The sequence below is a fragment of the Thioalkalivibrio sp. HK1 genome, from assembly GCA_000583135.1.
GTDB lineage: Bacteria > Pseudomonadota > Gammaproteobacteria > HK1 > HK1 > HK1.
In genome coordinates this window covers 27,001-39,410 of the sequence record JFBG01000040.1, presented here as the reverse complement: position 1 = coordinate 39,410, position 12,410 = coordinate 27,001, and the positions used below count along the sequence as shown (strand labels likewise).

General features: G+C 55.4%; 10 protein-coding genes. 3 read left to right on the top strand and 7 right to left on the bottom strand.

Translation table 11 applies throughout. The features are described 5' to 3' along the window. Positions 1-19 precede the first annotated feature (19 nt). Together hisB and hisH are read left to right on the top strand one after the other, a co-directional pair. Complete coding sequence (gene hisB, locus BF99_RS0111480; RefSeq protein ID WP_025770965.1) at positions 20-613, top strand: imidazoleglycerol-phosphate dehydratase HisB; 594 nt, start codon at positions 20-22, stop codon at positions 611-613. Beyond that, positions 613-1,290 carry an imidazole glycerol phosphate synthase subunit HisH gene (gene hisH / locus BF99_RS0111475; protein WP_025770964.1) on the top strand — a complete coding sequence of 226 codons (678 nt, stop codon included), beginning with the start codon at positions 613-615 and terminating at the stop codon, positions 1,288-1,290. Before hisB ends, hisH begins: the two co-directional genes overlap by 1 nt. Positions 1,291-1,498: 208 nt before the next feature. Here the strand turns inward: hisH and purD are convergent, their stop codons facing one another. The 7 genes from purD to BF99_RS0111425 all read right to left on the bottom strand — a co-directional run bounded on the left by purD (position 1,499) and on the right by BF99_RS0111425 (position 9,778). Continuing rightward, on the bottom strand, positions 1,499-2,890 hold the full coding sequence (gene purD / locus BF99_RS0111465; protein WP_025770962.1) for a phosphoribosylamine--glycine ligase: 1,392 nt from the start codon (positions 2,888-2,890) through the stop codon (positions 1,499-1,501). Between the two features lie 121 nt (positions 2,891-3,011). Continuing rightward, entirely contained in the window at positions 3,012-4,673 is a 1,662-nt protein-coding gene (purH, locus tag BF99_RS0111460; RefSeq protein ID WP_038098176.1) for a bifunctional phosphoribosylaminoimidazolecarboxamide formyltransferase/IMP cyclohydrolase, read from the bottom strand. Positions 4,674-4,910: 237 nt separating this feature from the next. Continuing rightward, a complete protein-coding gene (locus BF99_RS0111455; RefSeq protein ID WP_025770960.1) occupies positions 4,911-5,093 on the bottom strand; it encodes a hypothetical protein in 183 nt (60 codons plus the stop codon). After that, complete coding sequence (locus BF99_RS0111450) at positions 5,078-5,362, bottom strand: hypothetical protein (protein ID WP_025770959.1); 285 nt, start codon at positions 5,360-5,362, stop codon at positions 5,078-5,080. The genes BF99_RS0111455 and BF99_RS0111450 overlap by 16 nt, the downstream gene beginning before the upstream one ends. A gap of 215 nt (positions 5,363-5,577) precedes the next feature. After that, on the bottom strand, positions 5,578-6,576 hold the full coding sequence (gene dusB / locus BF99_RS0111440; protein WP_025770958.1) for a tRNA dihydrouridine synthase DusB: 999 nt from the start codon (positions 6,574-6,576) through the stop codon (positions 5,578-5,580). A gap of 188 nt (positions 6,577-6,764) precedes the next feature. Continuing rightward, positions 6,765-7,874, bottom strand: coding sequence for a hypothetical protein (locus tag BF99_RS22975; protein ID WP_156013285.1), 1,110 nt, complete (start codon positions 7,872-7,874; stop codon positions 6,765-6,767). Positions 7,875-7,876: 2 nt separating this feature from the next. After that, positions 7,877-9,778 carry a DUF3696 domain-containing protein gene (locus tag BF99_RS0111425; RefSeq protein WP_025770955.1) on the bottom strand — a complete coding sequence of 634 codons (1,902 nt, stop codon included), beginning with the start codon at positions 9,776-9,778 and terminating at the stop codon, positions 7,877-7,879. Between the two features lie 564 nt (positions 9,779-10,342). Between BF99_RS0111425 and BF99_RS0111420 the strand changes: the two genes are divergently transcribed. Next, complete coding sequence (locus tag BF99_RS0111420) at positions 10,343-12,238, top strand: propionyl-CoA synthetase (RefSeq protein ID WP_025770954.1); 1,896 nt, start codon at positions 10,343-10,345, stop codon at positions 12,236-12,238. The last annotated feature ends 172 nt before the right edge of the window (positions 12,239-12,410 follow it).

Below are 12,410 nucleotides of genomic sequence, written 5' to 3'. Positions count from 1 at the left end.
TCTTAGGGAAAACCCTCTCGTGTCCTCACGCACCGCTTCGATCAAGCGCAATACCAACGAAACGCAAATCGCGCTGACCCTCGATCTGGATGGTCAGGGCAGCGCCGTTCTCGCCACCGGCATCCCCTTTTTCGAGCACATGCTCGATCAAATCGCCCGCCATGCGGTGATCGATATCGATATTCAGGCCGAAGGAGATCTGCAGATCGACGATCACCACACCGTCGAGGATATCGGCATCGTATTCGGGCAGGCGATGGCGCAATCTCTCGGCGACAAGCGCGGTATTTTCCGCTACGGCCATGCCTATGTTCCGCTGGACGAGTCGCTCTCTCGGGTGGTGATCGACTTTTCCGGTCGCCCCGGTCTTTTCTACCGCGCGACCTATCCTCGGGCTCGCATCGGGAATTTCGATGTCGATTTGATCCGGGAGTTCTTCCAAGCCTTCGCCAATGCCGCGCAAGCCACCGTGCATATCGATTCGTTGCAGACCGGCAATACCCATCATGTGGCGGAGACGATCTTCAAGGCGTTCGGTCGCGCCCTGCGCATGGCGACGGCATTGGACGATCGGGTCGCCGGGATCGTGCCTTCCACCAAGGGCGTGCTTTGATGCCCTTGGGAATCACGGTGGTCGATTACGGGATGGGGAACCTGCGCTCGGTGGCGCGGGCGGTCGAGCATGCAGCGCAAGGTCGGGCTCGGGTGGAGGTCAGCGATCGGGCTCGGGCCATCGGGCAAGCGGATCGGATCGTGCTTCCCGGACAAGGAGCGATGCGCGATTGCATGGCCGAACTCCATGCCCGTCGGCTGATCGATCCGATTCGCGAATGCCTCGGTCGCAAGCCCGTTTTAGGGATCTGCATGGGTCTGCAAGTGCTTTTCGAGTTCAGCGAGGAAGATCCCGATACCGAGGGATTCGGTTATTTGAAGGGCGATTCGGTGCGTCTTGATCCCGGGATCGACGCATCCGGTTCGCCGGTGCGAAAAATCCCCCATATCGGTTGGAATCGGGTGAGGCAAGCGAGGATCGGGTCGGGCGCCGGCGCATCCGCTGTTCATCCCTTATGGCGAGGGATCGCCGACGATGAGCGCTTTTATTTCGCGCATAGTTATCGGGTGCGCCCGAAGGATCCGGACTTGGTTGCAGGCGTTTGCGAATACGGCGGGGAATTCGCTGCCGCCGTCGCCGCCGAGCGTTTGTTCGCGGTGCAGTTCCACCCGGAAAAGAGTCAGCGCGCCGGGCTTGCGTTGCTGACCAATTTCATCGATTGGACGGGAGAGATCTGACAAGTCGCTCGGCGAGGGGTCGAGGGCCAAAGCGGGGGCTTTCGCCGAGAAGGGCTCGCCGGGGCGCGGTTACGAAGCCGAAGACAAGCGATCGAATATGAGCCGGTCGAGCGCTTTTTTGGATCCATCTTAAAAGAGAGATTTTCAGTCCGCCGGCTATCCGATATCGCTCGGATAGCGCCTCGTCCGACATCGCCCCATCCGGCAACTATCCGATTTTCTTGGCCCGCGCCTCCTCTCGGGCGATGGCGCGGTGGCCGATATCGCGGCGAAAGAAGGCGCCGGGCCATTGAATCCCGTCGGCCCGATCAAGGGCGATTCGCCGGGCTTCGCTGACATCCTTGCCCAGCGCGCAGATACATAAGACGCGTCCTCCGGAAGTGACCACCCTATCGCCTTGAAGTGCGGTGCCGGCGTGGAAGACTTTGGTGACGGGGTTATCCACCTCACCGCTTTTTCCCGATCCGCCGCTTTCCTCTCCGATGCCCTCTCCCGTTCTTTCCTGCGACTCATCGAGACCGTGGATCACATCCCCTTTTCGAGGCTTTTCGGGATAGCCCTCGGAAGCCATCACCACCCCCAACGAGGCGCGTTCGTCCCATTCGGGCGGGTTTTTAGCGGGATCGCCGGCCAATGCGGCCTCGATCAGATCGAGAAGGCTCGAGCGTAGTCTTAGCAAGATCGGCTGGGTTTCGGGATCCCCTAGCCGACAATTGAATTCGATTACATGGGGGGCGCCGTCGGGGTCGATCATCAAACCTGCGTAGAGGAATCCGGTATAGGGCATCCCCTCGGCGGCAAGGCCTTGCAGGGTCGGGTGGATGATCTCGCGCATGATGCGATCCGATAGGCGGGCATCGACCACCGGAGCCGGGGAGTAAGCGCCCATGCCGCCGGTATTCGGGCCTTCATCGCCATCCAAGAGGGTTTTGTGATCTTGCGCCGATGCCAAGGGCACCACGCCTTGGCTTCCGGCGACGCAGATGAAACTCGCTTCTTCGCCCGCCAAAAAATCCTCGATCACGATGGTGCGTCCGGCTCCCCCGAAGGCCCCGCCTTCGAGCATCTCGCGGGCGGCTTCGATGGCTTGGTTGTTCGAGCGAGCCACGATCACCCCTTTGCCCGCGGCGAGTCCGTCGGCTTTGATGACGATCGGCGCTCGGCGCTTTTCGATATAGGCCTTGGCATCCTCGATGCGGGTGAAAACGCCATGGGCGGCGGTGGGGATGCGGTGGCGGGCGAGGAAATCCTTGGCGAAGGATTTCGAGCCCTCGAGACGAGCCGCTGCCGCGCTCGGCCCGAAGATGCGAAGCCCTTGGGCCGAGAAATGATCGACGATCCCCGCCACGAGGGGTGTTTCCGGCCCGACGACGGTCAGATCCACCTTGCGCTCTTTCGCGATCAGCGCCAAGGCCTCGATATCGTGATCAGCGATGGGCAAGTTTTCGACCTTGGGCTCGTTCGATGTGCCCGCATTCCCCGGAGCCACCAACACCCTTGATACCTCGGGGCTGCGGGCCAAGCTCCACACCAGTGCATGTTCTCGCCCGCCGCCTCCGATCACGAGAAGGGTTCGGGCTCGATGAGGGGTATTCGACACGGGCGCGATTCTCCGGGGGTTCGTTTCGAATATCGAAGAGGGATCGGGATGGCGTGGGGGAAGGAGCGCTATCGACGGGGGGTTGTTCGTCTTCACCCCCGCCCTCGTCTTCAAGCACCGATCAGTGGCGGAAATGGCGAACGCCGGTGAAGACCATCGCCAGATTGTGCTCGTCGGCGGCGGCTATCACTTCATCGTCGCGCATGGAACCGCCGGGCTCGATCACCGCTTCGACTCCGGCGGCGGCCGCGGCATCGATCCCGTCTCGGAAAGGGAAGAATGCGTCCGATGCCAAGACCGACCCGCGCACCGAAAGCCCCTCGTCCTCGGCCTTGATGGCCGCGATGCGGGCGGAGTAGACCCGGCTCATTTGCCCCGCCCCGACGCCGATGGTCATCCCCTCTCGACAATAGACGATGGCATTCGATTTGACGAAGCGAACGACCTTCCAAGCGAAGAGGAGGTCGCGGATCTGATCGTCGGTTGGCGCACGTCGGGTGACGACCTTCAAATCCGAAGCCTCGATGATGCGCAGGTCACGCTCTTGCAATAAAAGCCCGCCATCGACCCAGCGGGTTTCGAGCGCTTCGACCGGGGTTGCGGCCGAAGAGGCCGAAGCGCTCTCGATCGGCAATCCCCCGCCGTCCAATAGGCGGACATCGCGTTTTTGTTTGAAGATGTCGGCGGCATCGGCATCGACTTCGGGGGCGATGACGACTTCCGCGAACTGCCGCTCGACGATCTCCTTGGCGGTGGCCCCGTCGAGTCGTCGGTTGAAGGCGATGATGCCGCCGAAAGCGGAGGTCGGATCGGTGCGAAAGGCGCGTTCGTAGGCGGTCTTGATATCGGAGCCGATGGAGACCCCGCAAGGGTTGGCGTGTTTGACGATGACGCAGGCGGGCTCGGTGAAAGTAACAACGCAGCCCCAGGCGGCGTCGGTATCGGCGATATTGTTGAAAGACAGCGCCTTGCCTTGGAGTTGCCGCGCGCCGGCGATATTGGCGAAGGTTGCATCGGCGTTCCCCGGTCCGGCGTAGAAGGCCGCTCTTTGGTGGGGGTTCTCGCCGTAGCGCATCCTTTGCTTCATCCGATACTGAAAGGTCACGGTTTCGGGGAATATCTCCTCTTCGCTCCCCTTGTCGTTATCGGCCTCTTTGCCTTCCTGCCCCCCGCTCTTGGCCACCCGAGCGCCCAAGTAGTTGGCGATCATCGCATCGTAGCCGGCGGTGTGCTCGAAGGCTCGGGTCGCGAGCATGAACCTGGAGTGATCGCTCACTCTTCCATCGCGCTCCAGTTCATCCAGCACCCGCTGATAGTCGGCGCTATCCACCACCACCGTTACCCAAGCATGATTCTTGGCCGCCGCCCGCAGCATCGCCGGCCCGCCGATATCGATATTTTCGATGGCGGTGGCCAGATCGCAATCCGGGCGGCGAGTGACGCTTGCGAAGGGATAGAGGTTGACCACGAGAAGGTCGATGTCGTCGATATCATGTTCGCGCATCGCCGGGGCATCGATATCCCGACGCCCTAAAAGTCCGCCGTGGATCTTCGGGTGCAGGGTCTTCAACCGCCCGTCCATCATCGCCGGAAAGCCGGTTCTTTCGGATACCTCCACCACCGGCACCTTCGCTTCCTCCAATAGCCGGGCGGTGCCGCCGGTGGAGATGATTTCGATGCCGAGCCGGTGCAACTCGCGGGCGAATTCGGCGATCCCGCTTTTATCGGAGACGCTGATCAATGCTCGCTTGACCGAGCCTTTGGTGCTTTCGGGGTGGGTCACGGTGGGGGTGTCCTGTTTCCAAGGGGCTTCGTTCGAATCCGAGGATGCGTGCCGGATGCATGCTGCGGAGGGAAGCCGGATGACGATGGTGCTGCCTTGCGGAATTGTAAGGGGTCGATGCTGGCTGATGGTGACGATGGCGATTCCGGCCAAGATCGGTGCGGCGAAAGATGAGTGCTGCGATGCTCGCCCCCGATGCTTGTATCGGGGGCTTAAAAGGGTGCCTTTATCGAAGCCTTATCCGTCGCCCTCTTCCTTGGGGGGACGACGCAAGACCGGAAGTCCGCCGCGTTGCATCAGTTTCGCCAATGAACCATCGATGCGTCTCACCGACGATAAAAGCGTCAAGACAAGCCATAACTGAAGGATGAAAATCCCCAAGGCAATCGCAACGAGTAGCAAAATCATTGCGTTGGACATGATTTTGTCTCCTCGTCTTCCAAGGGATTCGCTCGATGTTCTCTTGACTCCATCAATGTGCGCTCGATGCGTGTGGTCGATTCTTTGAGCGTGTAGACGTACCAAAGGGGGAATAAAAACACCGCCAAGGCAAGGGGAAAGAGGATGAATAATATCGCCCCGAGCGGCTCCGGTGGATCGAAATTCCAACTTATACCCGGTATGAAGTCGGTGATGCCTACTAATTTGTCGAAATCGATGGATATGGACCACGAGGTTTCAGTGCTCATGATCGATCCTCCCTACCTTCCATTTCCCCGGGCGAGTCCATTTGATCGTTCATCTTTGACAATATGCGCTCGATACGAAAAACCGACGCCCGCAGCGTAAAGAGCATCCATAAAAAGATGAGTTCGATACCCAGGTGACTATCAAACCTATCCAGTCCCCGATTTGCATTCCAAGTATCACTTATGTCTCTCCATGATTGATTTGTCGCCGGATGCTATGCCGCAGCCATCGAATCGGACTGCGACTCGTCCATCTTCTGGCGGAAAAAATCGCGGGTCAAGGCGATCTGCCGCTGCGGGCATTCGACATGATTGATACGCCGCCAGAATTCCTCACCGCCGGCATAAGCCCGGCAATGCCAAGAAAGATGCTTGCGGGCGATCTTCGCCCCGGTCCTTTCGCCGTGGAAATCATGCAGCGCGCGCAAGTGCTGGATCAGCACATCGGCACGCTCTTGCAGGCTAGGCAGGGGTAGAAGTGTTCCATCGTGCAAGAAGCGAGCGATTCGCCCGGGCAGCCAAGGATCGCCTTGGGCCGCGCGCCCGATCATCACCGCATCGGCACCGGTGAACCGAAGCACCCGCTGCGCTTGTTCGGGGGAGGTGATATCCCCGTTGGCGATGATCGGTATCCTCGCCTGCGCCTTGACCTTGCGAATGGTCTCGTACTCCGCCTCGCCCCGAAAGGCGCACTGACGGGTACGACCGTGGATCGCAAGCGCCCGAATACCGGACTCTTGCGCGATATGAGCGATGCGCAGCGCGTTGCGTGTTCCCGGATCGGGGCCGGTACGAATCTTGAGAGTGACCGGAGCATCGATCGAGGCCACCACCTTCTCCAAGATGCGGGCGACCAAAGCCTCGTCCGAGAGCAAAGCCGACCCCGCCGCCACATTGCAGACCTTCTTGGCCGGACAACCCATATTGATATCGATGATATCGGCCCCGCGATCGATATTGAAGCGAGCCGCATCCGCCAGCCAATCCGGATCCGCCCCGGCGATCTGCACCGACCGAGGCAAGGGCTCCCCCACATGATCGATCCGCCGCAAGGTCTTGACACTCCCCCGAAGACGAGGGTCGCTGCTCACCATCTCCGAAACCGCCAGATCCGCCCCCAACCCCCGACAAAGCGACCGAAAGGGCCGATCCGTTACCCCCGCCATCGGCGCGAGGATCACTTTGTTCGAAGCGAAAAACGAGTCGGTTAGCATGGCGCGATTCGATGTTTTGGAGTTCGAAGATAGGCTACGAGCGGTTTTTGGCGGATGTTTCGATATTTTACAAGAATCTGCGGAAAGTAGGGAATTGTTGGTGATTCCCTCGATTCCGATAATTGATCAATTGACACTCAAGTGCAATTCCATAGGCTTTCTATCGATCGATAATCGATAAGATCGGATTATCTTCGAATGGATTCATGACTATGAGGTCCTATAGAATCTAGACTAATATAGCCGTCACTTTTCTGCCAATAATGAAGACGATATCCAGAGTAAACGTTGGCGCGCTGTGCTTTATCTCGCTGTGCTTTATCTCCTGATAGGCGGGTGCGTTGAGATCCTCCTTTTTTATTTTTTTTGAGTGCATGTTTGTTACGAGTTTTGTGTTCTTTTGCGTTAAGACCGACAACGATATCTGCGATGGTACGGAACATACTAGGCATGACTTTTTTCCAGCTTTTCTCGCTTTTCTCGCAACATTTCTTGGCGCTTTCGATAAATTTTGAATCCCATAACACAGGCACGTCTATTGGCCAATCGACTTTGACGCTTTGATCAAAAGGATACTTAAATTTGAATATGGAAAATTGTAACGCCGTTTCGAAATTAGTGTTTGGATCAGATTTCCAAAATTTTGCTATATCTATCCAATCAATCGACTTAAGTAATCCAGAGAGGCTATCGCAGATAAGAATATCACCTTTGAATGTATCAGGTTGAAATGGGACATTTCCCATGTCGTCACGTTTGGGTTCAATACTACGAATAGATGCTTGGATTTCAATTTTTCCTGAATCAGGGGTATTTTTAACAAAGAGACGAATACCGCTAGTGTTGCAATAGCAATGTAAGATTGAAGCCAAGACTACACATCGCTCAAAACTTTGATCATGTACGGATGCTTCCGTCAAGCCTAATAGATCTGGGTTGGATCTGAAGTCATAGTCACGAACACAGGCATTGAAATATTCTTCAAAATGAGGCGAAGAGAATAGTAGCGAAGGAATTTTCTTGGTAGCCCAAGCAATTGTTTGCTCGTCAAATGTCTGTATTCCGTGAATTTTGATCGCTGATCGAATTGTATCCGTAGGAGAGATAAATTTACCTGCTTCATCCACAAAAACATCCCAGGAATTTTCTCTAAGTCGTACAGAAATCCATGGTTGAATTAACAATTCTCTCAAGTGTCGTAATGTATCTATATACTTATGAAAACGAGAAGGCTTGTCATTTGGGCAAGGTGGAGCGAGAATTCCTGCATCTATCAAAACTGTCAATGTCGCTTGCATGATTAGTTACCTTTGTGTGTTCTTGCACGTTTTTTGTTGATAGCTTCTTTGAGGATATTTTCGGCTTCTATGGTTGATTCATCAAAGAATCCTACAGGCCAGTTTTGAACGGCACCGTATTCATTGATGACAACTTCTTTGAATCGGGACGTTCTTTCTTTTTTCTCAACAAAGTAAATTTTCGAAATATCAGTCAATGGTTGCTCAACCGATGCTGCGGCTACACGAAATCGTATTCTATTGATTAAATGCTCGCTATGCGTCTCGACGATGCATTGTCTATTTAGTAACGCTATCGAGATAAAAAAATCGGCAAGCCTTGTCTGCACTAGCGGATGTAGATGAAGTTCCGGCTGCTCGAAAATCAGTGTCGTATCTTCTTTTGACAGAAGACCCATTACTAGAATGGGCAATACTTGGCTGACGCCTACTCCAACATGCGTCAGGTCTTGTTCCTCTGAACCATTACCTAAATCGACCTTGATCTCATGTCCTAAATTCCCACGATCAGATGTTTGTATATCCTCAGCAACTCCAAGATATTGTGCCCAGTCTCCCACCGCTTCTGCGAGTGATGTACTGGCGGTCGTCCTGTTGATTTCTGATGATTCAGAATTCGCCTCAGGGAAATTTGTCGTAGGTAAGTAGGTAACAGATGTATTACAATGAACTTGTAAAACTGCCGCGGTTTGCTCTCCTCTTAGTCCAACATCTGCAGGATCGGCCAAAGTGCCTAATGGATACAAGGCTTTTGGTTCATCCCGAAGTGGACCGAGGTATTTCACTTTCTCCGAGAAAAAACGATCGATATGTCTCATAGCAATTGGCAGATTCGAAGTGGGCCTATGAGAAATGAGTTTACGAGAAGTGATGCCTTGAGACGACATTAAATTTTCTCGTATTGTCTCGATCATTTTATTTTCTATTGAGTTGTCTGATCGAAGTCTATTACGAATGCCCTCTTTCGCTTTTGAAGAAATACTTCTAACGTAGCTAATCCAAGACATAAGGGAGATTTTTTCATCGGCGGTATCCCTAAGTTTTTTCTGTAGAGTATTATGCAGTTCAAATTGTCCATCATCTATTTTATCAAGAAAATCAATAGACTTAAGGAGTGTTGCGGGTGGTACCACTTCTTCATCCATTTCAATAGAGTGTCTCCAATGTAGATTGTATTCATTGGTGAGAGTAGAAATGAATGCCTGAGCTATTTCGGCTGCTGGATCGATATCCAGTGTCATAGCAGCAGGCAAAAAATGATGAAATTCACAACCTACGATTTCAGCGGTAGGCAGCTCTGCTCGGATTCCCGCTAAAGAATTATCATCGATATTTATATTAACTGATAGCGTATTTCTTGTTTCATCGAATCCTTCGATTTTATTAAGCAGAGATATCTTGTCTTTTTCAGCATCGATATCCAAAGAAAAAGCCTGTATCGATATGTTTTCTAGAGAATTTTCTCTATGAAGAGAATGAGAACGATCCCGGAAAAATATGTGATTTTGAATGCTAGCAGTCAAATCTAAATGGCGAAGTCGAGGTTGTAGCTGATAAATGGCTCCATCAGCAGAGCTTGGATTTGCATCAAATGACAGTTCACACTCGAATGAATCGATACGTTTTTCGCTTGGCTCGCAATACCAGCCGACTAATATGTGATCCACACCTGTCCCGTTGGATTTCAGGTCGTCGAATTTACCGAGCTTGGATAAAGATCCATTTAGAACGATGGGTTTGGAGTCGATTTTGTGTGCAAGAGTCTGGGCGATGAGCAAGATCGATTGAAGAACCGTGCTCTTGCCGCTGCTGTTGGCGCCGGCGAAGATTGTCAGTGGGGCCAATTCCAGTTCCGTTTCGTCTCGAATTGATTTGAAGTTGGCTATTTTCCATCGCTTGATCACGAGATCACCTTTGAATTCGTTTCATCTGCCATGACGGGGTCGTCCGAAATCCGTGATTGACGAAATCGTACGCTCGAATCGACAGGTTGGCTTGCATACGCATTTTGGGTAGTGTATGCGAGCGGGTCGGAGCGAGTATTGACAGGTGCATTGTAATCCGATTTCGGCCGGGGGCTTCGATCTCCTGCAAGGCAGCCTATCCGGAATCGGAAAAGGCGACCTTGGGCATCCTTATTCGGCACCGTCGGCAATCTTGCGCCACCAGAGGCTTCATGGTTGGATGATGGGGATTTTGCCAAAGTTGCGGTGGGGAGGTTGGGGGTGGCTGCGTTTTCGAGCTCTTTCGTGTCGGTTTTTGCGGGGATCGGATGGTTCGGGAGGATCGGGATCGGGGCTGGAACTCGAGGGTATGGTATATACATCCTTTCGTAGCGGTCGATCGGTGCGCCGGGGTTGCCCTGCTTGGCCCTCTTCGAGGTGCGGCGGTCGGAATGAGAAGTGCGCGAGGCCTTCGGGGTCTTGGGGGGAAGGTACATCGCGCCGGATATTCATAAGGGGGGGGTCATGGTTGGACGCTATAAGGAAGCGCATGCTCGTTCGCTTTCGGATCCCGAAGCATTTTGGGGGGAGGCGGCCGGTGATATTGCTTGGTCCAAGCCTTGGAATCGGGTGCTCGATGATTCGTCTTCTTCGAGTGCGCGCTGGTTCGTCGGGGGGGAACTCAATACCTGCTATAACGCGCTCGATGTTCATGTCGAGAGCGGGCGGGGAGGGCAAGCGGCGCTGATTTACGATAGTCCGATCACCGGCGCCGCCGGTCGATTCACTTATATCGAGTTGCGCGATGAGGTCGCCCGTTTTGCCGGGGTGCTGGCGGATCGCGGGGTCGGCAAGGGGGATCGGGTGATCATCTACATGCCGATGATCCCCCAAGCGATTGTCTCGATGCTCGCCTGTGCCCGTATCGGGGCGGTGCATTCGGTGGTCTTCGGCGGTTTTGCGGCCAATGAACTGGCGGTGCGCATCGACGATGCGAAGCCGGTGGCGATCGTCTCCGCTTCTTGCGGGGTCGAGCCCGGAAGGGTGGTGCAATACAAGCCGCTGCTTGACGGGGCGATCGATTTGGCGACCCACAAGCCGGATTTCTGCGTGATCTTTCAGCGTGATATCGCCACGTGCGAGATGGTGGCGGGGCGGGATGTCGATTGGCAAGCGGCGATGGCCGATGCCGAGCCGCACGATTGCGTTCCGGTGGCGGCCACGGATCCGCTCTATATCCTCTATACCTCGGGCACCACCGGTCAGCCCAAGGGGGTGGTGCGCGATAACGGCGGTCATGCCGTGGCATTGAAATGGACGATGAGGAATATCTATGCGGTGGAGCCGGGTGAGGTGTTCTGGGCCGCCTCCGATGTCGGTTGGGTCGTCGGTCATTCCTATATCTGCTACGCCCCCTTGTTCAACGGCAATACCACGATCCTCTACGAAGGCAAGCCGGTGGGCACCCCGGATGCCGGGGCTTTTTGGCGGGTGATCGCCGAGCATAAGGTCTCGACGCTATTTACCGCCCCCACCGCTTTTCGGGCGATCCGCCAGCAAGATCCGCAAGGCGAGTTGATCGGGAAATACGACCTTTCCGCTTTTCGCGCCCTTTTTCTCGCCGGCGAGCGTCTCGATCCCGATACCCTGCGCTGGGCGCAATCCAAACTCCAAGTCCCGGTGATCGATCATTGGTGGCAGACGGAAACCGGCTGGTCGATCTGCGCCAATTGTCTGGGCTTGGAACTGTTGCCGATCAAGGAGGGATCGCCGACTTCGCCCGCACCGGGGATGGATGTGCAGGTGGTCGATGACCGGTGTCGCCCCTTGCCTGCGGGCGAGATCGGGGCGCTGGTCATCAAGTTGCCCTTGCCCCCCGGCTCCTTGCCGACCCTGTGGAATGCGCAAGAGCGCTTCGTCGAGGCCTATCTCTCGGAGTTTCCCGGCTACTACAAGACCGGGGATGCAGGCTACATCGACGAAGACGGCTATGTCTTCGTGATGACTCGTACGGACGATGTGATCAATGTCGCCGGACATCGCCTTTCGACGGGGGCGATGGAGGAGGTGCTCGCCTCCCATCCCGATGTGGCGGAATGTGCGGTGATCGGGGTGGCGGATAGCCTCAAAGGGCAGATCCCCTTGGGCTTTTTGGTGCTCAATGCCGGGAGCGGGCGCACGCAGGAGGAGGTCGGTCAAGAGGTCGTGGGGTTGGTACGAGAGCGGATCGGGCCGGTGGCGGCTTTTCGCAAGGCGGTGGTGGTCGAGCGCTTGCCCAAGACCCGCTCGGGGAAGATCCTGCGCGGCACGATGCGCAAGATCGCCGACGGCGAGCAGTGGACGATGCCCGCAACCATCGACGATCCCGTGATTTTGGAGGAGGTGGGGGAGGTCTTGCGAAAGAACGGCTATCCGTCTTAAACGGGCACAAAGCGATCTCGCTTCGGCTTGCCTTGTAAAATCCGGGGATCGTGGCTGTTTTCGATCCCTTGGGTGCTTGGAGAGGGCGCTTGAAGCTATTCGAGCGGCGCTTCGAGAAATGAAATCCGGGGGATCTTCCATAAGGGTCTTTGAAAGGGAGCGAGGCGAATCC